The sequence below is a fragment of the Sphaerotilus hippei genome (assembly GCF_003201595.1).
Lineage (GTDB): Bacteria > Pseudomonadota > Gammaproteobacteria > Burkholderiales > Burkholderiaceae_C > Sphaerotilus > Sphaerotilus hippei.
On record NZ_QJJS01000001.1, the window covers coordinates 14,222 to 35,354 of the forward strand.

A 21,133-nucleotide genomic window follows, 5' to 3' on the forward strand; every position below is an offset into this window, starting at 1 on the left:
ACAAGCGTACGGGACATCCGACCGGGACTCGTCACCGTCCTCCCACCACGCCCATCAGGCCCACGACCACTCCGGGAGTTATCGACATGCACGCTCATTCAAGACTGCTCACATTGGCAGCCGCCATGGCCATGACGGCTGCCAATGTCCACGCGGGAGTATTCACGTATACCGAACTGGAAACCCTTCCAGGCGGCAACAGCAACAGCATCGGCACGCCGGAGCTCGTCGGTCCGCTGGCGGCCGGGGATACCCTGACCATCACCGGATACATCGGTGCCAGCAGCCCCGACTTCTATTCCTTCATCACCAGCGAAGCCCTGCTGCTGAACCTGACGCTGAAGGAATACACGAACGCCAATTTCATCGACACCTTCGACAATGGTGCGGCCAATGGCGTGCTGGGTTTGTTCAACGGATTCAATCTGCTGACCTATTCCAGCGAGAACAGCGATCTGGTCGATACCATTTCGAGTACTTATACGCTGAGTCTGCCGGGCACCTTCAAGACCGCGGTGGCCGGCTACAGCCCGGGCATCTCGCCGTTCGACAGCGGCGGCCTCGACACCGGCTGGTACTACCGGCTCGAGATCTCGGCCACGGCCGCACCCGTGCCCGAGTCGAGCACGCTGATGATGATGCTGGCCGGCCTGGGGGCGACCGGCCTGGTCGCCCACCGACGCCGCCAGCGCCCCGCCGCCTGACACGCCGGATCAGCCGCGCCGGGCTCGGGCGCGCCGCAGGTCCTCGCTGCCCGGCCCGCCCGACAGCAGCGGCGGCATCACCACCGACAGCGCGGCGGGCGTGATGCCCAGCTCCGCCAGGCCGGCCACGGTGCCGCTGGCGACGTTGGGCACGCGCATCGAGGCCAGGTTGTCGGCCGACATCAGCGGCTCGCCCGGCAGGCAGCCCAGCACCAGCGCCTGCAGCCGGCCGGCCCATTCCGGCAGCGGCACGATCAGGCGGCGGTGGCCACTCCAGGCGCCGGCCAGGCGCACCAGCTCGGCCAGCGTGTGCACCTCGGGTCCGGCACATTCGAAGGTCCGGCCGATGCAGCGGTCGTCGCGCAGGCTGTTCACCAGCGCCTGCGCCACGTCCTCCACCCAGACCGGCTGGAAACGTGCGTGCGCCCCCGCCAGCGGCAGCATCGGCGCCAGCGCCTGCAGCCGGGCGAACAGGTTCAGGAACCGGTCCTCGGCACCGAAGATCACGCTCGGACGCAGCACCGTCAGGTCCAGCCCGCTGGCGCGCAGCGCCTGCTCGCCGCGGGCCTTGCTGCGCAGGTAGTTCGACGGGGCACTGGCCGACCCCTCCACCGGCACCCCCAGCGCGCTGACGTGGACCAGCCGGCGCACCCCGGCCCGCCGGCAGGCGGCGCCGATCTGCTGCGCCAGCTCGACATGCACCCGCTCGAAGCGGGCCGCGCTGCCATGCAGCACGGCGATCAGGTTGACCACCGCGTCACAGCCCGCCACCAGCGCCGCCAGGCGGGCCGGATCGTGCACGTCGGCCTGCACCAGCTCCACCCCAGGCAGGCTGGCCAGCGCGCGGGCACGGGCGGCGTGGCGGCTGGGCACGACCAGCGTGGTGCCCGGACCGATGTCGGCCAGCCAGCGGGCCACGAAGCTGCGGCCGACAAAGCCGGTTCCTCCCAGCACCAGGATGCGGCGGTGCCCGCGGTGGCAGATCGTCATGGCAGCTCCTTGCGATCCGCCGGCGCTCCCGGCACCTTGGGACCCACCAGCACGGGCTGCAGGCGCGGCTTGAGGGTGGCCACGCTCTGGCCGCCCATCACCGCCGCGTAGTAGCTGGCGTTGGACAGCACCTTCTTGACGTAGTCGCGGGTTTCCTGGAACGGGATGTTCTCGGCCCAGGCGGCCAGCTCCGTCGGCGGGCCCTCGCGCCAGCGGCGGGGCCGGTTCGGCCCGGCGTTGTAGGCGGCCGCGGCCATCGCCTGCGAACCCTCGAAATCGTCGAGCACCAGCTTCAGGTAGCCGGTGCCCAGGCGCAGGTTGAGCTGGCGGTCGGTGATCTGCTCGGCGCTGTAGTTCAGGCCCATGCGCTTGGCGGTCCACTTGGCCGTCGCCGGCATGATCTGCATCAGCCCGGAGGCGCCGACGCTGGAGCGGGCGTCCATGATGAAACGCGACTCCTGGCGGATCAGGCCGTAGACATAGGCCGGATCCAGCCCGATCTCGCCGGTGACGGCCAGCACCTCGGCTCGGAACGGCGTCGGGAAACGCTGGGCCATGTCGACCTCCTGGCGGGTGCGCTCGCTGGTGTTGATGCAGCGGTCCCAGACCTCGCGGTCACAGGCCCGCTGGGCGGCGGCCAGCAGTTCACGGTCGGTCAGGCCGCGGAGGCCGTAGTTCCATTCGCGCACGCCCTCGTTGCGCAGGCCCAGGTCGATCAGCGCCAGCGCCCGCGACAGGCCGGGCGAACGGGCCGCCAGCTCACGCTCGGCGGCCGTCAGCGGCGCCGGACGCGGCGGCAGCAGCTGTGACCGGCCCAGCTCCTCGGAGGCGAGCTTGCCGTAGAAATGGAACTGCGGCGCCAGCCGCTCCTGCAGCAGCTGGGCGGCCATGCGCTGGCCGTCGCCGGCGGCACCCGCCTCGGCGGAGGCGTTCAGCGCACGGGCCTTCCAGTAGACCCAGGTCGGGTCGGCCTGCGCGGAGGCGCTCATCGCCGCGATGCCGGCCAGCACGCGCTGCCAGCGCGCCGCATCACCGGCACGCAGCGCCGCCCTCACCCGCCAGGCCTGCGTCTCGTCGCCCCAGTCGGCCGGCACGGCGCCGGGCACCCGCGCGGCGCGCTGGAACCAGCGATCGGCCTCGGGCTGCAGGCGGGTCGCCGCCTGGCGGGCGATCGAGGCCCAGACCCAGGCCTGCGCCTCGGGGGTGAGCTCGGACAGCCAGCGGCCGTCGAGCTGCTGGGCCGCGGCCGACGGGTCGCTGGCGGCCAGGCGGATCAGCGCCAGCGCCACCAGATCGGCCGGCGCGCCCGAGGCCGTGTCGGTCGCCCGGCGGCTCAGCCAGGGGCCGGGCTGCTCGAGCAGCGGCCCCAGTTCCCGGCGAGCCATGGCCTCGTCGATCAGGCCGACCGCCTGGCGCACGGCACGGCTGCGGTTCAGCTCGGTCGACTGGCGGGCCTTGAGCCAGGCATCGGCCGGTGTCAGCCGGCGCGCCTCGTAGAGCGTGGTGGCGAGCAGGGAGCAGCCGCTGTCCGCATCGCGCGGGCCCAGCCAGAGCTCGCGGGCCGCGGCCAGCACGTCCTCGCCGGCCTGGTGGCGCAGCAGCAGCGCATAACAGCTGACCTCGCGGTCGTCGTTCATGCGGAAACGCGGGTACTCGAGCGCCAGGTTGCTCCAGTCGCGGCGCTTGCCCAGCTCGAGCAGCCAGTCGTTGCGCAGCCGGTCCTCGACGTAGCTGGCGGGCCAGCGTGCATAGAAGGCCTCGAGCTCGGGCTGGGTCGCGGTGTCGAGGCGGCTGCTCAGCTCCCAGTAGTCGGCCCACTGGGCCAGCGGATGGCGGGCGGCGACGAGCGCGTCACGCTCGAGCTGCAGGCGCGCGCGGTCCTTGCGGCGCAGCGCCTCGCGGGCTTCGAGCACCCGGGCGTCGAGCAGCTTCTGCTCGGCCTGGCTCCAGGCGGGCGCCGGGCGATCGGCCTCGGGCGTCGCGGCCGGCAGGGCCGCCGTCATCAGCATCAGGCTCAGCCCCAGGGCAGGACGCAGCGCCTGCTTCCAGAGCGTGTTCTTCAAGGACATGTCGTGTCTTCCAGCAGGGCCGCACCCGAGGTGCGGCGGTTCGATCCACCTCGTAGCGTACGCCCTGGCACGCCGTCTTGCGCGAAGGCACGCAACGGGCCGGTGCGCCCGCGGGCCTTGTTCTCCTTTGCCCGAGCCATTTGCCCCGGCAAGGCCGGGCAAGCACAATGCAGGATCCCCGCTGCGATCGTCTGCCTCAGCCATGAACCTGCCCCCCTTCAAGCTGCCTGAGCCCCCCCGCGACAAGGCCACGCTGCGCAAGCAGCTGCAGGCCGAGCGCATGGCCATGAACGATCGCCACCAGCGATCGGTGCACCTGCAGGAAGTGCTGATGGTGTGGCTGCTGTCGCGCAAGGAGAGCACCATCGGGGCCTTCTGGTCCATCAAGGGCGAGTTCGACGCCCTGCCCGCGCTCTACCGCTGGGCCGAGGCCGACCCGAAGCGCCGCCTGGGCCTGCCGGTGATGGACCGCATGACCAAGCAGCTGCGTTTCCATGTCTGGTACCCGGGCTGCCCGATGGAGGAGGATGCGTTCGGCATCCTCAAGCCCAAGGACACCGAGGAGTTCCACCCCGAGCTGCTGCTCGTGCCCTGCGTGGGTTTCGGGCCCCGGGGCGTGCGCCTGGGTTATGGCGGCGGTTTCTACGACCGCACGCTCGCGTCGCTGCGCCCGATGCCCTTCACCGCGGGCGTGGGCTACGGCCATGGCTACATCCCCTGGCTCGAGGCCGAGGCGCACGACGTGCCGCTGGATGCGATGCTGACCGAAGAAGGCGTGATCTGGGACCGCGACGCCTGAAACGCGGGCCCCAATGACAACGGCCGCACGGAAGGTGCGGCCGGGTCTCCTCCACGGGAGCGCCTCTCGTGAAGGCGCGTGCTCCCGGGTCCTGGGTCAGAACTTGTAGCCGAAGCCCATGCCGATCAGGGTCGGGTCGACCTTGATGGTGCCGAGGTTGGTGCCACCGGCGCTCAGGTCGGTGCGGATCTGGACCTTCTTGACGTCGATGTTGAACGACACGGTCTTGGTCAGGGCGAAGTCGACGCCGGCCTGCAGCGCCAGGCCGAAGCTGTTCTTCTCGATCGAGAAGCCGGCCGGCAGGTTCACGCTGGAGAAGCGGGTGTAGTTGACGCCGGCGCCCAGGTAGGGCTTGACCGGACCGAAGCCGGTGAAGTGGTACTGCGCGGTCAGCGTCGGCGGCAGGTGCTTCAGGGTGCCGATCTGGCCACCGTGGGCCGACGAGTAGACCTTCTGCTTCTGGGGCACGGTCAGGATCAGCTCGGCGGCGAAGTTCGGCGTCACGAAGTACGTGAAGTCGACTTCAGGGATCCACTTGTTGTTGATGGTGACATCGGTGATCGCGATGCTGTCGTTGTTCGCGGCTTCGAGGTGCACGGCGCGGGCACGGACCACGAGGTCACCGGCCGACTGGGCCATGGCGACGGGGGCGAGGGCGGCGACGGCGGCGGCGATGCAGAGCTTCTTGATCATGGTGGGACTCCTGTGTCGGTTGAACACGGCCCGGCGTGTGCGCTCGGGTCTGGAGTCCATTGGAAGATCGCCACAGCCTGTTGCGTTTGAGCGACCTCAAACCGGCCGGCGCCCTGAGGGCAGCGGCTGTCGCCGCTTGACATGAGTCAAACGAGCAACAGTGTGACGATGCGAGCGCACCACACCTGCAGCGTGGTGCGCCCCGGCGCCGCTCAGGCGGACCACTTCAGGCGACGGCAGATCTCCAGCACCGTGGCGCTGCTGTTCATCGTGTAGAAGTGCAGCGCGGGCACACCGGCCGTGCGCAGCTGGTCGCACAGGTCGGTCACGACCTCGAGGCCGAAGGCCTTGATGCTGGCGCTGTCGTCCCCGAAGCCCTGCAGGCGCAGGCGCATCCAGCGCGGGATCTCCGCCCCGCAGCTGTCGGCGAAGCGCAGGATGCCGCTGGAGTTGGTGATCGGCATGATGCCGGGCACCACCGGGATGTCCACGCCCAGCGCCAGCGCGTCGTCGACAAAACGGAAGTAGGCGTCCGAGTTGAAGAAGAACTGCGTGATGGCCGAGTCCGCCCCGGCGCGCACCTTGGCCGCGTAGGCCTGCAGATCGGCCTGCGGGCTGCGCGCCTGCGGGTGCATCTCGGGATAGGCGGCCACCTCGATGTGGAAGTGATCCCCCGTCTCGGCGCGGATGAAGGCCACCAGGTCCGAGGCGTAACGGAACTCGCCCATCTGGCCGTAGCCGCTGGGCAGGTCGCCGCGCAGCGCGACGATGCGGCGCATGCCCATGGCGCGGAACTGCGCCAGCCGGTCGCGCACCGACTCGCGGGTCGCCCCGACGCAGGTGAAGTGCGAGGCGCCCGCCTGCCCCTCGTCCAGGATGGCCTGCACCGTGGACAGCGTGCCGTCCTGGGTGCTGCCACCGGCGCCGTAGGTCACCGAGCAGAACTGGGGGCTGAGCGCGTACAGCTCCTGGCGGGTCGCGGCCAGCTTGAGGGCCCCCTCGGGGGTCTTGGGCGGGAAGAACTCCAGACTCAGCGGCAGGGCGGCGTCGGATGCGGCGGTGAAGGTCATGACAGGTCCGTTTGGGTCGGGCGCGGCGGGCCGGATGGAGTCATCAGGCGGCGCGCTTCTTCGGTGGCGTCGAGGCGGCGATCGGCTTGTCGCCGGCTTCGGGGTGACGCGCCCACAGGAAGAACTCGGTGTTGCCATTGCCACCCGTGATCGGGCTCTGGAAATAGCCGTGCACCTTCATCGGCCAGGCGCGGCAGGTGTGGCGGATGCGGGTCTCGACGTCGGCGAACAGCGCCTTGTCGCGCACGATGCCGCCCTTGCCGATCTGCTCGGGCTGCAGCTCGAACTGCGGCTTGACGAGCACCAGCAGGTCGCCATCGGGCGCCAGGTAGTCGAACAGCGTGGGCAGCACGTGGGTGAGCGAGATGAAGGAAACGTCGGCGGTGATGAAGCCGAAGCTGGCCACCGGCCAGGCTTCGGCGAAGGCCGTGCCTTCGACATCCCGCGCATTGACCCCCTCGAAGCTCACGACACGCTCGTCCTCGCGCAGCTTGGCGGCCAGCTGGCCGTGGCCGACGTCGAGGCCGACCACCTTCGTGGCGCCCTGCTGCAGCAGCAGGTCGGTGAAGCCGCCGGTGCTCTGCCCCACGTCCAGGCAGGTGCGGCCGCGCACGTCGAAGCCGCAGCGGGCGATCGCGCCCTCGAGCTTCAGGCCGCCACGCGACACGAAGCGCAGCTCCGAGTCGTCGGTGACCTCGACGGTGGCCCCTTCGGGCACGTCCTCGCCGGCTTTCGACGGCACGGCCCAGCCCTTGGGGCCGAGCCAGCGAACGGCCTTGCGTTCGATCAGCCGCTGGGCCGCGGAGCGGGTCGGGACCAGGCCCAGTTGAACGATCAGCTGATCGATGCGCATGAAGGGGTTCTTTCTCAGTAGCGGTAGGTGTCGGGCTTGTACGGGCCCTGCTTGGGCACGCCGATGTAGGCGGCCTGTTCGTCGGTCAGCTCGGTGAGCATCGCGCCGACCTTCTTCAGGTGCAGGCGGGCGACCTTCTCGTCGAGGTGCTTGGGCAGCACGTAGACCTTGCCATTGTCGTAGCCATCCGGATGGCAGAACAGTTCGATCTGCGCGATGGTCTGGTTGGCGAACGAGGCGCTCATCACGAAGCTCGGGTGGCCCGTGCCGCAGCCCAGGTTCACCAGGCGGCCCTTGGCCAGCAGGATGATGCGCTTGCCGTCCGGGAAGATCACGTGGTCGACCTGCGGCTTGATCTCTTCCCACTGGTAGCCGGCGAGCGAGGCGACCTCGATCTCGTTGTCGAAGTGGCCGATGTTGCAGACGATGGCCTGGTCCTTCATGGCCGCCATGTGCTCGTGGCGGATCACGCCCTTGTTGCCGGTGGTGGTCACGAAGATGTCGGCCTTGTCGGCGGCCCACTCCATGGTCACGACCTTGTAGCCTTCCATCGCGGCCTGCAGCGCGTTGATCGGGTCGATCTCGGTCACCCAGACCTGGGCCGACAGCGCACGCAGCGCCTGGGCCGAGCCCTTGCCCACGTCACCGTAACCGGCCACCACCGCCACCTTGCCGGCGATCATCACGTCGGTGGCGCGCTTGATGCCGTCCACCAGCGATTCGCGGCAGCCGTAGAGGTTGTCGAACTTGCTCTTGGTGACCGAGTCGTTGACGTTGATGGCGCGGAACAGCAGCGTGCCGGCGGCGCTCATCTCCTTCAGGCGGTGCACGCCGGTGGTCGTCTCTTCGGTCACGCCGATGATCTGCGCGGCCTTGCGGCTGTACCAGGTCGGATCGACCGCCAGCTTGGCCTTGATGGCGGCGAACAGCTCGGTCTCTTCTTCGCTGCCGGGGTTGGCGATGACCTTCGGGTCGCGCTCGGCGCGCTGGCCCAGGTGCATCAGCAGCGTCGCGTCGCCGCCGTCGTCGAGGATCATGTTCGGGCCTTCGCCTTCGGTGCCGGCCGCGCCGAACTCGAAGATGCGATGGGTGTAGTCCCAGTAGTCCTTCAGCGTCTCGCCCTTGTAGGCGAACACCGGCGTGCCCTTGACCACCAGCGCGGCGGCGGCATGGTCCTGGGTCGAGAAGATGTTGCACGAGGCCCAGCGCACGTCGGCGCCCAGCGCCTGCAGCGTCTCGACCAGCACGGCGGTCTGGATCGTCATGTGCAGCGAGCCGGTGATGCGCGCGCCCTTGAGCGGCTGCTTGGCGGCGAACTCCTCGCGGATCGCCATCAGACCGGGCATCTCGGTCTCGGCGATGCGGATTTCCTTGCGACCCCAGTCGGCCAGGGACAGATCGGCAACCAGGAAATCCTGGTCGTGGACGGTTTTGACGGCAGCGTTCATCGGACAAGCTCCAGAGATTGAGCCGCCCGCAGGGCCGTGCACGGAAGGGACAGGGGCGATGCCGATGGCATGAGCTCACCCCGGATCCTCGCCGTGTGGATGCGAGCGGGTGAGCGCCGTTGCCTGAAAGGAGGGGTCCGAGCCTGGGGTGGATGCCACTCTGACGGCACCAGCCTTGCAACGCTCCTCGGACGCAAGGCGCGATTGTAGCCAGAGCCGTCCGGGCTGGCGCCGCGCCGGGCCCCTCGTCCGTCAGGCGCCTGCGGGCTTTGCCTCAGGCGCACGATTCTCGGTCTTTCGAGCGGCCCCCCGCTCAAGTCGCTCAGCTGCCGGCCGAGCCCCCGGCCAGCTGGTCGTCGGTGGCGCCCGGCACCAGCGAGGGCCGCCCCACGATCAGCGGGTCGGCCGCGCCGATGGTGGCCGGGTCCTTGCGCGCATAGGCCAGGCGGTGCAGCACGTAGCGCATCGCGTTGAGCCGTGCGCGCTTCTTGCAATTGGACTTGATGACCGTCCACGGCGCATCGGGCGTGTCGGTGTTGAGGAACATCGCCTCCTTGGCCCGGGTGTAGTCGTCCCACTTGTCGAGCGAGGCCATGTCGATCGGGCTGAGCTTCCACTGCTTGAGCGGATGGCACTCGCGCTCCTTGAAGCGGCGGCGCTGCTCGGCCCGGCTGACCGAGAACCAGAACTTGAAGACGTGGATGCCGCTGCGCACCAGGTGGCGCTCGAACTCGGGCGCCTCGCGCATGAACTGGTCGTATTCGGCGTCGGAGCAGAAGCCCATCACCCGCTCGACACCGGCGCGGTTGTACCAGCTGCGGTCGAACATGACGATCTCGCCGCGGGTGGGCAGGTGCTGCACGTAGCGCTGGAAGTACCACTGGCCACGCTCGACCTCGCTGGGCTTCTCGAGCGCGACGACGCGGGCGCCGCGCGGGTTGAGGTGCTCCATGAAACGCTTGATCGTGCCGCCCTTGCCGGCCGCGTCACGGCCCTCGAACAGGATGACCACCCGCGCACCGGTCTCCTTGACCCAGGCCTGCAGCTTGAGCAGCTCGACCTGGAGGCGGTACTTCTGCCGCTCGTAGCTCTTGCGGCTGAGCAGGTTCCTGTACGGATACGCCCCTTCGCGCCAGCCGGCCGACAGCTCCAGGTCCGGGTCGACCCCGGGCACACCGGCCTGCTCCGGGCGGGCGAACAGCGTGCGGCGCAGCGCCTTCAGGTCGTCGGGCGAAGCGCCTCCGGCCAGCGTGCGCACCTGCTCGAGCCAGGCGGCCTGGCTGATCGAGCCGCGCTCACGTTCGGCCAGGCCGTCGTTGAGCGCCATGGCCTGGACGGTGCGGGCGGCCTCCAGCGAGGCCTGCACCTCGTAGCGCTCGATGCCCGCGGCGCCGGCGGCATGCTCGGGCTGCCCGACCCCGACCACCGGCTCGCCCGCCCGGGGGCGTCGGCGCCGGCCCTCGGGCCTGGACGCCGGCGAGCCCGGCGCGCGGACCGTGGACGAAGAAGAGGATTCCTGGGTCATGGGCGGCACTTTCATCGGTCGATTCGATGACGACATGATGAAACGTGGCCGCATCCACGTCTTGCGCGACATCAAGACCGCCCGTCACGCGGGCGGTCGGCCGCCTCACTGCAGGCGCACCACCACCATCGTCTGGTTGAGCAGCTGGTAGCCGATCTCGCCGAAGGTGACCGGGCCTTCCACGCCGCCGATGGCCTTGCCCTCGAGCTCGCCGAACAGGAAGTTCAGGATGCAGTTGCACGAGAACACCGCACCGGTGGCGTCGTACTCGGCCAGGCGGCGGCGGAACTCGGCCGCGTAGTCGCCGACCGGGCGGGCGATGCGGTAGTCGACGCCCGGGAACACCGGTGCATACAGCACGACCTTGCCCTGCTCGACGTCGACCGTCTGGAAGGACACGTTGATGTGCGCCCCGGCGTAGTCGCCGACCAGCGGCAGGCGACCGTCGGCGATGCCACGCTCCTTCAGGTAGGCCGCCAGGTTGACCTTGCGGCCCGCCACCTCGCACTCGCCGATCTCGAAGCCGACGCGGTCGAAGCGCAGCACGTCACCGCCATCGGGCTCGAAGATGTTGATGATCTCGACCGAGGCCAGCTTGTCGTCGGCCAGGCGGATGTGGGCCACCACGGCACCGTCGGCGTGGGCCTGCCCGGTGCGGCCGTCGAACACCAGCGGCTTGCGGCTGCCCAGCTCGCTGAGGTGCACCCCGGCGATCCAGCCCACGGTGGGCTTGACGAAGGCGTCCTCGTAGGTCGCGGCCTCGCGGGCGAAACGGCTCAGCGCCTCGCCACCGGCGGGAATGATGGTCAGCGAGAAGCTGTTGTCCGGCGCCTCGGTGGTGATGCGCTGCAGCTGGTCGGCCGGGTAGTAGGCCAGCGACACGCTGCCCGCCTTCGACAGATCGGTGACGAACAGGCGCTCGTCGGTCACCACGACCCCGCCGCCGGCAGCCATGAAGTAGGGGATGGTGCCGCCGATCCAGTTGCCCGCGGGCAGCTGGCGCAGCACGTCTTCCGGGCCGGCCACGCTCAGCGGCACACCACGGCGGATCAGTTCGGCAGCGGCCGAGACGGAGGTCAGTTCATTCATGTCGAATCCTTGATGCTTACACGGTGGTGATCTGGCTCAGTTCCGCCGTCAGGATGCGTTCCCACTTGGCGAAAAAGGCATGGATTTCAGCGGCCTTGACGGCCACGGAATCCGGGCTGCGCTCGATGCGCTTGGCCAGCAGCTGCGTGCCGAGGTGGTTGGTCTTGAGGCGCTGGAGCCCCCCGGTGGCCAGGCGCTGCCAGCAGGGGTTCGAGGGAGGAGGAACAGGAAGTGCCATGGCGGGACCAGTCGTTGAATCGTTAGTCCCTGTGCTTTCGGCCGCGCACCGCGCGACTGAATGGCGGACAAACCCCCGATCCGGCAGAACTTGAGCGCAAACCGGACCTCGGCGTGAAGCCGGTCACGGAACCCGCCGGTCAGGCGTCGCGCCGCTTTTCCAGTTCCCGGTCGTGGCGCCGCGCCAGCAGCGCCTGCACCACCACGGCGCCGATCCAGGCCATCGCCATGTCCTTCTGGGTGTCCCAGACATCCCCCTGCGTGGCCAGGAATTCGTCGGCCCCGGCCCCCAGCGCCACCGCCGCGCCCCACTCGATCAGCTCGTAGATGGCGCTGACGGCCAGCGCCACCGCCGTCACCAGCGTGAACAGCCAGCCGCCGGGGCGCAGCGGCGTGCAGCGCAGCAGCAGCTCGCGCGCGACCATCGCCGGCACGGCCCCCTGCATGAAATGGCCGATGCGGTCGTAGTGGTTGCGCTCGAAACCGAACCACTCGCGCATCCATTCGCCCAGCGGCACCCGGGCATAGGTGTAGTGGCCGCCCAGCATCAGCACCGCCGCATGCACGAAGATCAGCGCATAGAGCAGCCGCGTCAGCGGGAAGGCGCCGCGTGTCAGCGCCATCAGCGGCAGCGCCACGATCGCCGGCAGGACCTCCATCAGCCAGGTGCCCCGCTCGTGGGGCCCGAGGCCCGACGCCAGCAGAAGGGCCATCCAGGCGCCGGCATAGACCAGCGATTCACGCAGCGTCGGCAAGGTCGATTTCATCGTGCCATCTTGCCCGAAGCCGCGGGGGTCGCGCTGCAGGCACAATCGAAGGCTTTCGATCCCACTGCCTGCGCCGTCCATGTCCTTGCCTGATACCCCGAACCCGATCCCGGCCGAGGCCCCGATGACGCCGGCCGAGTGCGCGCGCCAGCTCAAGGAGCGTTTCCCGGCGCTGTTCGGGAGCTCGCCCAAGCCACTGAAGCTGCGCATCCAGGCCGACATCCAGGAGCGTGCGCCCGGCGTGTTCACCAAGCAGGCGCTGTCGGCCTTCCTGCGCCGCTACACCGGTGGCACCGCCTACCTGATCGCGCTGAGCCGGGCGAAGCACCGCTTCGACCTCGACGGCCAGCCCGCCGGCGACCTCACCGACGAGCACCGCCAGGTCGCCGACGAGGAGCTCAAGCGCCGCCGCGCGGTGACCGACGAGCGCCGCGCGCTGGAAGAACAGCAGTGGCTCAACCGCGCCCACCTGCTGCGCGACTTCGAGGCCACCACGCTGACGCGGCCGAACTTCTGCGCCCTCAAGGGCGTGGAAGAGGACAAGCTCGACGGCCTGCTCGAGATCGCCCGCAAGGAACGCACCGAATGGGAGGCGAACCGGCCGGCCCCCGGCAGCGAGCGCCGTGCGCCGCGGCCCGGCGGCCCCCGCGGCGAGGGGGCGGGTGCGCAGCAGCGTCCTCGCCGCGAAGGCGAGCGAGCGCCCCGGGGCGAAGGCCGTGGCGATGGCGGCCCGCGCCGCCAGCGTCCGGCCCGTTGAAGCCGTCGACCATCAAAAAAGCGACCTCACGGTCGCTTTTTCATGGCCGCTCGGCGCCAGGCTCACAGGCCGGCGGCCGCGCGCAGCGCCTGGACCTTGTCCGTGCGCTCCCAGGTGAACTCCGGCTCGTCACGGCCGAAGTGGCCGTAGGCGGCGGTCTTGGTGTAGATCGGGCGCAGCAGGTCGAGCATCTGGATGATGCCCTTGGGGCGCAGGTCGAACAGCTGGTTGACCAGCCGGGCGATCTCGGCATCGGGGATCACGCCGGTGCCTTCGGTGTAGACCGTCACGTTCATCGGACGGGCCACGCCGATGGCGTAGGCGACCTGGATCTGGCACTGCCGGGCCAGACCGGCGGCGACGATGTTCTTGGCGACGTAGCGGGCGGCATAGGCGGCCGAGCGGTCGACCTTGGTCGGATCCTTGCCCGAGAACGCGCCGCCGCCGTGCGGGCAGGCGCCGCCGTAGGTGTCGACGATGATCTTGCGCCCGGTCAGGCCGCAGTCGCCCTGCGGGCCGCCGATGACGAAGCGCCCGGTCGGGTTGATCAGGTACTTGGTGTCCTGCAGCCATTCCTTCGGCAGCACCGGCTTGATGATCTCCTCGATGATGGCCTCGGTGAACGAGGCCTTCATCGTCGTCGCCGTCTCGCTCTGGTCGGGGCTGTGCTGGGTCGACAGCACGACGGTGTCGATCGAGTGCGGCTTGCCGTCGACGTAGCGCATCGTCACCTGGCTCTTGGCGTCCGGGCGCAGGAAGGGCAGCCGGCCGTCCTTGCGCAGCTGCGCCTGGCGCTCGACCAGCCGGTGCGCGTAGTAGATCGGCGCGGGCATCAGGTCGGGCGTCTCGTCGCAGGCATAGCCGAACATCAGGCCCTGGTCACCGGCACCGATGTTCAGGTAGTCGTCGCTGGCGCGGTCCACGCCCTGGGCGATGTCGTTGGACTGCTTGTCGTAGGCGACCAGGACCGCGCAGCCCTTGTAGTCGATGCCGTATTCGGTGTTGTCGTAGCCGATGCGCTTGATGGTGTCGCGCGCGACCTGGATGTAGTCGACGTTGGCCTGCGTGGTGATCTCGCCGGCCAGCACGACCAGGCCGGTGTTGGTCAGGGTCTCGGCGGCCACGCGCGACAGCGGATCCTGTGCAAGGATCGCGTCGAGGATCGCGTCCGAGATCTGGTCGGCCACCTTGTCGGGATGGCCTTCGGAAACGGATTCCGAGGTGAAGAGAAAATCGTTCGCCACTTCTTACACTCCTGGAGAGGTCAAGGCATCTGCACCTGTTGATGGGTTGCGATCGCCTTGGGTCCGGGGGAGACTGCGGCGAACGCTTTAGCGGCATTTGTTGATCTTCATGAAGAAGATCCAGGTGACCTGAGCCATCCTGTCGCCCCGCAAGTTGTTCCTTAACTCGGCGAATGTCCGATTTTAATGCTGTGATCGAATCCTTGTTCCGCGCGGCTTCCGGCCTTTCCCTGCCGCTTTTGCACCGATTGGGGTCCGCCCTGGGTTGGCTGACCTATGCGGCCTCCCCCACCTACCGCCGCCGCATGCGTGCCCACGTCGCCCAGGCCGGGCTGGAGTGGGCGCACGCACGGGGGGCGGTCGCCTCGACCGGGCGCATGCTGGCCGAACTGCCCCGGCTCTGGTGCCGGCCGGCCGACCAGGCACTGGGCGACTTGGTGCGCTGGGAAGGCGTCGAGCACCTGGAGACGGCGCTGTCGGCCCGGCGCGGCCTGGTGATGCTGACGCCGCACCTGGGCTGCTTCGAGGTCATCGCCCAGGCCTATGCGGAGCGTTTTGGCGCCCGCAGCCCGATCACCGCGCTCTACCGCCCGGCCCGCCAGCCCTGGCTGCGCACGCTGGTGGCGCAGTCGCGCGACCGGCCCGGGCTGCTGACGGCGCCCGCGACGCTGTCGGGCGTGCGGCAGATGATCCGGGCGCTGCGCCAGGGGGGCACGGTGGGCGTGCTGCCCGACCAGGTGCCGCCCGAGGGCATGGGCGTGTGGGCGCCGTTCTTCGGCCGCGAGGCCTACACGATGACGCTGGCCTCCCGGCTGGTGCAGCAGACCGGCGCCGCCTGGCTGCTGTTGCGCTGCGAGCGCCTGCCGGCCGGTCAGGGTTATGTCATCCACGTCAGCGCACCGCAGCAGCCCATGCCGCCGGCCGACGATCCGGTCGGCGCCGCCACCGTGGTCAACCAGGAGATGGAACGCCTGATCCGCGCCTGTCCGCACCAGTACCTCTGGGCCTACAACCGCTACAAGGCCCCGCGTGCCCAGCCCGCCGCGGAATCCGGCGGGGAGCAGCCATGAGGTCGCGCCCGCTGGAGAGCGTGGCGGCGCGCCTGGTGCTCGGCCTGCTGTGGCTGATCCACTGGCTGCCGCTGGGGGTGCAGGACCGCCTCGGCCGCGGCCTCGGGGCGCTGCTGTGGTCGCTGGGCAAGTCGCGCCGGCGGGTGGCGCTGCGCAACCTCGAGCTCTGTTTTCCCGAGCGGGACCTGGCCGAGCGCACGGCGCTGGCCCGCGAGCATTTCCGCTGGCTGGGCCGCAGCTTCATCGACCGCGGCATGCTCTGGCACGCCAGCGCCGAGCGGCTGCGCCGGCTGATCCATGTCGAAGGCGAGGTGCGGCTGGCCGAGCACAGCGAGCGCCCGGTGATGTGGCTGGTGCCGCACTTCCTCGGCCTCGACGTGGCCGGCCAGTCGGTCACGCTGTACCAGACCCGCACCGCCGGCTCGATCTACCAGACCCAGTCCAACCCGGTGATCGACGCGGCGATGCGACGCGGCCGCCTGCGTTTCGGCAACGCGCAGATCTACGCGCGCAGCGAGAGCGCCAAGCCGATCGTGCGCGCCATCAAGCGCGGCGACGCCTTCTTCAACCTGCCCGACATGGACTTCGGCGTCCGCGACGCCGCCTTCGTGCCCTTCTTCGGCGTGCCGGCGGCCACGCTGCTGGCGCCCTCGCGCATGGCCAAGATGCTGGGCATGGTCGTGCAGCCCGTCGTGGCCGAGCTGCTGCCCGGCGGCGCCGGCTGGCGGGTGCGCTACCTCGAGCCCTGGACCGACTTCCCCACCGACGACGCCGTGGCCGACACCGCCCGCATGAACCGCTGGATCGAGAGCGAGATCCGCCGCAACCCGGCGCAGTACCTGTGGGTGCACAAGCGCTTCAAGACCCGCCCGCCGGGCGAGGCCGGGCTGTACTGATGCCGGCGGTCGAGACACAACCGCGATAATCTCCCGATATGAAACTGCGCTTCACCAAGATGCAAGGCGCGGGCAACGACTTCGTCGTGCTCGACGCCACCGGACAGCCGCTGGCGCTCGACGAGGCGCAGCTGCGTTTCCTCGGCGACCGGCGCTTCGGCGTCGGCGCCGACCAGATCCTCGTGGTCGAGCGCAGCCTCACGCCCGGCGTGGACTTCCGCTACCGCATCTTCAACGGCGGCACCGGCGAGGAGGTCGAGCACTGCGGCAACGGCGCACGCTGCTTCATGCGCTTCGTGAGGGACCGCGGCCTGACCACGCGTGACGTCGTGCAGGTGGAGACCGTCAACAACCGGCTCGAGCTGCGCATGCAGGCCGACGGCCGGGTCACGGTGGACATGAACGAGCCGATGTTCGAGCACGCCCGCCTGCCCTTCGACGGCAGCGGCCTGGTGCCGCGCGAGCTCGGCGGCTTCGAGCTCTGGCCGCTGCAGGACGAGCACCACCGCTGCGAGGTCGCCGTCGTCTCGATGGGCAACCCGCATGCGGTGCAGCGCGTGGACGACGTGGACACGGCCGCGGTCGAGTCGCTGGGCCCGTGGGTCGAGGCGCACGCCCGCTTTGCCCGGCACGTGAACGCCGGCTTCATGCAGGTGGTCGGGCGCGATCGCATCCGGCTGCGGGTCCACGAGCGCGGGGCCGGCGAGACGCTGGCCTGCGGCACCGGCGCCTGCGCCGCGGTGGTCGCCGGCATCCGGCTGGGCTGGCTGGACGGCCGGGTCGACGTCGAGATGCGGGGCGGCCTGCTGACCATCGAATGGGGCGGCCCGGGTCACCCGGTGCTGATGACCGGACCGGCGGTGCGGGTCTTCGACGGCGAGCTGGAGCTGCCCGCCTGAGCGCGACGCGGGGATGACCGGTGCAAACCGCCCGTTTATCTCCCCCGATCCCACAACCTTTCCGGACTACCCTCCCGACATGAGCATCCCGGGCATCACCGAAGACGAAATCGCCAACTACCTGGCCCACACGCCCGGCTTCTTCGAGCGCCACGCCGAGCTGCTCGCCAGCGTCGAGCTGGCCAATCCGCACGGCGCGCGCGCGGTCTCGCTGCAGCAGCGCCAGATGGAGATGCTGCGCGAGCGCATCCGCGGCCTGGAGCGGCGCATCATGGACATGATCCGCCATGGCCAGGAAAACGCCGGCCTGGGCGACCGGCTGCACCAGTGGACCCGCAACCTGATGCTGTGCGGCGATGCCCGCGACCTGCCCGACGTGCTGGTGCTCGACCTGCAGGAGCAGTTCCTGGTGCCCGAGGTCGCGCTGCGGCTGTGGGACCTGCGCGCCGAGTTCTCCCGCGAGGTCTTCGCCGGCCCGGTCAGCGAGGAGGTGCGCCACTTCGCGTCGAGCCTGAACCTGCCCTACTGCGGCGCCAACGCCTCGTTCGAGCCCGTGCAGTGGCTGGGCAACAGCACCACGATGACCTCGCTGGCCATGGTGCCGCTGCGGCGCGGCCCGTCGGCACCGGCCTTCGGCCTGCTGGTGCTGGGCTCGCCGGACCCGACCCGCTACACCGCCGACATGGGCACCGAATTCCTGGTGCGGGTGGGCGAGCTGGCCAGCGCCGCCCTCACCCGCCTGCTGCCACCGGTCGACTGAGGGCACGCGCCCATGGTGGCCGACACCCCGCTCGGTCCCGAGTCCTGCGCCTTCCTCGAGCACCTGCGCCTGCAGCGCCGCCTGGCCGACCGCACGCGCACGATGTACCGCGACGCGCTGCTGCGCCTGGAGGCCGGTGCCGCCGAAGCGGGCATCGACCTCACCGCCGTTCAGAGCGCCCACATCCGCCGCTGGGCGGCCCGGCTGCACGCCCGCGGCCTGGGCTCGCGCAGCATCGCCATCCACCTGGCCGCCTGGCGCGGCCTGTACCGCTGGCTGGGCGGCGAAGGCCGGGTCGCCTTCAATCCGGTCGACGGCGTCCGGGCGCCGAAGGCCGGCCGACCGCTGCCCAAGGCGCTGCCGGTCGACCAGGCGATGGCGCTGGCCGACGCGCACGACGAGACCACCGACCCGCGGCTCGACCTGCGCGACCATGCCATCACCGAACTGCTCTACGGCGGCGGCCTGCGGGTGGCCGAACTGACCGGACTGGACCTGCACCCGAGCCCGCAGGCACGCGGCTGGATCGACCTCGAGGCGGGTGACGCCCATGTGCTGGGCAAGGGCAGCCGGCGCCGCGTGGTGCCGGTGGGCCGCGCGGCGCTGGAGGCCCTGCGCACCTGGCTGGAACCGCGCACCGCGCTGGCCGCCCCCGAGGAGCCCGCCCTGTTCGTCAGCCAGCGTGGCACCCGGCTGACCGACGGCCAGCTGCGCCGCCGGCTGGCGCGGCGCGCCCAGGTCGCCGGGCTGCCCACGCACGTGCATCCGCACATGCTGCGCCACAGCTACGCCTCGCACCTGCTGCAGTCCAGCGGCGACCTGCGCGCGGTGCAGGAGCTGCTCGGCCACGCCCAGATCAGCACCACGCAGGTCTACACCCGGCTGGACTTCCAGCACCTCGCCAAGGTGTACGACGCCGCTCACCCGAGAGCGAAAAAGAAGACCGCGGACTGAGCCTTCACCGCGCATCGGCGGGATTGAAACAAGATGTAAGTTATGCTGACCGGACTTCACGCCGGCCGGCCTTGCACGACACCAGGGCCCGCCCGGCGCCCGGACCGAGAGGCCGACATCGTTGGAGGTGGTCGCACCATGGCGACACGCTGGAATCGCAGTTTCCTGAACCGGGCGATCGCCCCGGGCATCGCCGACCTGACCGCCTGCGACATCCCCGATCTGGAACACTGGCCGGCGGAGGCCGAGGGCTGGCTGCGCAACGACGTCCTGAGCGGCGTGCATGCCGCCGCCTTCACCGGCCATGCGCGCCAGCACGCGATCACGCTGCTGCACCGGGCCCAGGCGACGGTCAGCCAATACCATCAGGCGCGGCGGAGCACGCTGGACTTCCTGCGCCTGAGCACGCCCCACGACCCGAGCACCCCGCTCTACTACGCCGCGATCACGCAGTGGGAGAGCTGCCTGATCAACCTGCAGGTCTTCACCGACACCGCGGCCCGTTTCCACGGCCGGCGCAGCTTCCTGCCCAACGACGGCAGCGCCGCGTTCCGGGCCCATGCGATCGGCAACGTCATCCGCGCCTGGGGCTCGCCCGCGCTGCGCACCGAACTGCACGACGACGAGGTGATGCCGCTGTGGCTGTCCAACACCGGCGTCCACACCCGCACGCTCAGGCTCACCTACCTGGAGCTGTTCCGCGTCGTCGAGGACGCGGCCATCGTCGCGCACCGGATCCAGCATCCGCACGCCGCCGGCAGCAGGCTCAAGGCATGAGCCCGCCAGGGCCGTGACGGCCACGACGGAAGACAGACCGTTCAGGCGGACGGGAACAGCGGTGCCACGGCCCGGTAGAGCGCCTTGAAACGCTCGTGGCGCGGCTGCAGCCGTGCGGTCTCGGCGGGGTCGGGCAGGAAGGTCGCCGCCACCGGAGGGGCGACACACACCTCGTCGACGCTGCCCCCATCGGCCAGCCAGGCCAGCCGCGCCGCGCCCAGCGCACCTCCGGCCTCGCCCCCCTGGCGGGTGACCATGGGCACGTCGAGGGCGCTGGCCAGCATCTGGGCCCACAGGGCGCTGCGGGCGCCTCCGCCGACCAGGGACAGGCTCTGCACCTCGCCCGGCCGGGTGCCCAGGCTGTGCCAGCCGTCGAGCAGGCCGAAGGTGACCCCCTCGATCACCGCATGGGCCAGCGTCGCCGCGTCGTGGTCGTTGCCCAGGCCGAAGAAGACGCCCTGGGCATGCGGATCGTTGTGCGGCGTGCGCTCGCCGTTCAGGTAGGGCAGGAACAGCGGGGCGCGCTCGCGCTGCGCGGGCGTCAGGCGGGCGACCTGCTCCAGCAGGGCCGCCTCGCTGCCGGCGCCCAGCAGCCGCGTGACCCAGCGCAGGCCGTTGGCCGCGCTGAGCATCACGCTCATCTGGTGCCAGCGCCCGGGCAGCGCATGGCAGAAGGCGTGCATCGCGCTGGCCGGGTTGGGCCGGTAGCGGTCGCTGCTGAGGAAGATGACCCCCGAGGTGCCCAGCGAGACGAAGCCCTCGCCCGGCCGCACCGCCCCGATGCCCACCGCGCTGGCGGCGTTGTCGCCCCCGCCCCCGGCGACGATGACACGCGCGCCCAGGCCCCAGCGTGACGCCAGTTCAGGCCGCAGCTGCCCGGAGACCTCGCTGCCCTCGACCAGGCTCGGCATCTGAGCCACCGACAGCCCGCAGGCCGCCAGGATGGCCTCGGACCAGCAGCGCCGGCCGACATCGAGCCACAGCGTGCCGGCGGCATCGCTCATCTCGCTGACCAGCTCGCCGGTGAGCCGCAGGCGCAGCCAGTCCTTGGGCAGCAGCACGCAGGCCACCCGCTCGAACAGCTCCGGCTCGTGCTTGTGCACCCACAGCAGCTTGGGCGCGGTGAAACCCGGCATCGCGAGGTTGCCGGTGATCTCGTGCAGGTCGGGGCAGGCGGCTTCCAGCTCGGCACATTCGACGCCGCTGCGGCCGTCGTTCCAGAGGATGGCCGGGCGCAGCACCTGCTGGTCGCCGTCGAGCAGCACGGCACCGTGCATCTGGCCCGACAGGCCGATGCCACGCACCTGCGCCATCGCGGCGGGGTGGCTGGCGCGCAGGCGCAGCAGCGCACGATCGGTGGCCGCCCACCAGTCGCCGGGCAGCTGTTCGCTCCACAGCGGCTGCGGGCGCTGCACGCTCAGGGATTCGCCGACGGTGGCGACCAGCCGGTGCTCACGGTCGAGCAGCAGACACTTGACTTCGGAGGTGCCGAGATCGATGCCGAGGTACATGGGTTCGGGTCCGTTGGTGAC

At 70.4% G+C, this 21,133-nt stretch carries 21 protein-coding genes and 1 riboswitch; of the genes, 9 read left to right on the plus strand and 12 right to left on the minus strand.

The features are described 5' to 3' along the window. The first annotated feature begins 86 nt into the window (after positions 1 to 86). Positions 87 to 704: a PEP-CTERM sorting domain-containing protein gene (locus tag C7444_RS00075; protein WP_110398792.1), complete on the plus strand. Its 618-nt coding sequence runs from the start codon at positions 87 to 89 to the stop codon at positions 702 to 704. Positions 705 to 713: 9 nt separating this feature from the next. Here the strand turns inward: C7444_RS00075 and C7444_RS00080 are convergent, their stop codons facing one another. Continuing rightward, positions 714 to 1,694, minus strand: coding sequence for a complex I NDUFA9 subunit family protein (locus C7444_RS00080; RefSeq protein WP_110398793.1), 981 nt, complete (start codon positions 1,692 to 1,694; stop codon positions 714 to 716). Continuing rightward, positions 1,691 to 3,763 (minus strand): lytic transglycosylase domain-containing protein, encoded by a 2,073-nt coding sequence (locus C7444_RS00085; protein ID WP_245909335.1) that lies wholly within the window; start codon positions 3,761 to 3,763, stop codon positions 1,691 to 1,693. Before C7444_RS00085 ends, C7444_RS00080 begins: the two co-directional genes overlap by 4 nt. A gap of 202 nt (positions 3,764 to 3,965) precedes the next feature. Here C7444_RS00085 and C7444_RS00090 point away from each other — a divergent pair, with 202 nt between their 5' ends. Further along, positions 3,966 to 4,562 (plus strand): 5-formyltetrahydrofolate cyclo-ligase, encoded by a 597-nt coding sequence (locus tag C7444_RS00090; RefSeq protein ID WP_110398794.1) that lies wholly within the window; start codon positions 3,966 to 3,968, stop codon positions 4,560 to 4,562. Between the two features lie 96 nt (positions 4,563 to 4,658). Here C7444_RS00090 and C7444_RS00095 read toward each other — a convergent pair whose 3' ends face one another. The 8 genes from C7444_RS00095 to C7444_RS00130 form a co-directional block, all read right to left on the minus strand. Next, the gene (locus tag C7444_RS00095; protein ID WP_110398795.1) at positions 4,659 to 5,255 is read right to left on the minus strand and encodes an OmpW/AlkL family protein; all 597 of its coding nucleotides are present in this window, start codon (positions 5,253 to 5,255) and stop codon (positions 4,659 to 4,661) included. 212 nt (positions 5,256 to 5,467) lie between these two features. Then, positions 5,468 to 6,325: a methylenetetrahydrofolate reductase [NAD(P)H] gene (gene metF / locus C7444_RS00100; protein ID WP_110398796.1), complete on the minus strand. Its 858-nt coding sequence runs from the start codon at positions 6,323 to 6,325 to the stop codon at positions 5,468 to 5,470. Between the two features lie 43 nt (positions 6,326 to 6,368). Continuing rightward, entirely contained in the window at positions 6,369 to 7,178 is an 810-nt protein-coding gene (locus C7444_RS00105) for a TlyA family RNA methyltransferase (protein WP_110398797.1), read from the minus strand. A gap of 14 nt (positions 7,179 to 7,192) precedes the next feature. Then, a complete protein-coding gene (gene ahcY, locus C7444_RS00110; RefSeq protein ID WP_110398798.1) occupies positions 7,193 to 8,626 on the minus strand; it encodes an adenosylhomocysteinase in 1,434 nt (477 codons plus the stop codon). A 104-nt stretch (positions 8,627 to 8,730) separates the two neighbouring features. Beyond that, positions 8,731 to 8,821, minus strand: a riboswitch (S-adenosyl-L-homocysteine riboswitch). A gap of 127 nt (positions 8,822 to 8,948) precedes the next feature. Continuing rightward, entirely contained in the window at positions 8,949 to 10,166 is a 1,218-nt protein-coding gene (gene ppk2 / locus C7444_RS00115; protein WP_245909336.1) for a polyphosphate kinase 2, read from the minus strand. A gap of 90 nt (positions 10,167 to 10,256) precedes the next feature. After that, positions 10,257 to 11,240: a DUF6976 family protein gene (locus C7444_RS00120; RefSeq protein ID WP_110398800.1), complete on the minus strand. Its 984-nt coding sequence runs from the start codon at positions 11,238 to 11,240 to the stop codon at positions 10,257 to 10,259. 16 nt (positions 11,241 to 11,256) lie between these two features. Further along, positions 11,257 to 11,478: a hypothetical protein gene (locus C7444_RS00125; protein ID WP_110398801.1), complete on the minus strand. Its 222-nt coding sequence runs from the start codon at positions 11,476 to 11,478 to the stop codon at positions 11,257 to 11,259. Positions 11,479 to 11,617: 139 nt separating this feature from the next. Next, positions 11,618 to 12,244 carry a DUF2238 domain-containing protein gene (locus C7444_RS00130; protein ID WP_110398802.1) on the minus strand — a complete coding sequence of 209 codons (627 nt, stop codon included), beginning with the start codon at positions 12,242 to 12,244 and terminating at the stop codon, positions 11,618 to 11,620. A gap of 79 nt (positions 12,245 to 12,323) precedes the next feature. Here C7444_RS00130 and C7444_RS00135 point away from each other — a divergent pair, with 79 nt between their 5' ends. Then, positions 12,324 to 13,001 carry a ProQ/FINO family protein gene (locus C7444_RS00135; RefSeq protein ID WP_110398803.1) on the plus strand — a complete coding sequence of 226 codons (678 nt, stop codon included), beginning with the start codon at positions 12,324 to 12,326 and terminating at the stop codon, positions 12,999 to 13,001. A gap of 62 nt (positions 13,002 to 13,063) precedes the next feature. Here C7444_RS00135 and metK read toward each other — a convergent pair whose 3' ends face one another. Beyond that, positions 13,064 to 14,245 carry a methionine adenosyltransferase gene (gene metK, locus C7444_RS00140; RefSeq protein ID WP_110398804.1) on the minus strand — a complete coding sequence of 394 codons (1,182 nt, stop codon included), beginning with the start codon at positions 14,243 to 14,245 and terminating at the stop codon, positions 13,064 to 13,066. A gap of 173 nt (positions 14,246 to 14,418) precedes the next feature. On the opposite strand from metK, the gene C7444_RS00145 reads away from it, so the two are divergent. From C7444_RS00145 to C7444_RS00170, 6 genes are all read left to right on the plus strand, one after another. Beyond that, positions 14,419 to 15,315 carry a lysophospholipid acyltransferase family protein gene (locus C7444_RS00145; protein WP_211317448.1) on the plus strand — a complete coding sequence of 299 codons (897 nt, stop codon included), beginning with the start codon at positions 14,419 to 14,421 and terminating at the stop codon, positions 15,313 to 15,315. Then, positions 15,312 to 16,211 (plus strand): LpxL/LpxP family acyltransferase, encoded by a 900-nt coding sequence (locus C7444_RS00150; RefSeq protein WP_110398805.1) that lies wholly within the window; start codon positions 15,312 to 15,314, stop codon positions 16,209 to 16,211. Before C7444_RS00145 ends, C7444_RS00150 begins: the two co-directional genes overlap by 4 nt. A gap of 38 nt (positions 16,212 to 16,249) precedes the next feature. Continuing rightward, positions 16,250 to 17,110 (plus strand): diaminopimelate epimerase, encoded by an 861-nt coding sequence (gene dapF, locus C7444_RS00155; RefSeq protein ID WP_110398806.1) that lies wholly within the window; start codon positions 16,250 to 16,252, stop codon positions 17,108 to 17,110. A 79-nt stretch (positions 17,111 to 17,189) separates the two neighbouring features. After that, positions 17,190 to 17,870, plus strand: coding sequence for a DUF484 family protein (locus C7444_RS00160; RefSeq protein ID WP_211317449.1), 681 nt, complete (start codon positions 17,190 to 17,192; stop codon positions 17,868 to 17,870). Positions 17,871 to 17,882: 12 nt separating this feature from the next. Continuing rightward, positions 17,883 to 18,824, plus strand: a complete 942-nt coding sequence (locus C7444_RS00165) for a tyrosine recombinase XerC (RefSeq protein ID WP_110398808.1) — start codon at positions 17,883 to 17,885, stop codon at positions 18,822 to 18,824. 138 nt (positions 18,825 to 18,962) lie between these two features. Continuing rightward, positions 18,963 to 19,601 carry a hypothetical protein gene (locus C7444_RS00170; protein ID WP_110398809.1) on the plus strand — a complete coding sequence of 213 codons (639 nt, stop codon included), beginning with the start codon at positions 18,963 to 18,965 and terminating at the stop codon, positions 19,599 to 19,601. Positions 19,602 to 19,642: 41 nt separating this feature from the next. Here the strand turns inward: C7444_RS00170 and xylB are convergent, their stop codons facing one another. Further along, the gene (gene xylB, locus C7444_RS00175; RefSeq protein WP_110398810.1) at positions 19,643 to 21,112 is read right to left on the minus strand and encodes a xylulokinase; all 1,470 of its coding nucleotides are present in this window, start codon (positions 21,110 to 21,112) and stop codon (positions 19,643 to 19,645) included. Positions 21,113 to 21,133 lie beyond the last annotated feature (21 nt).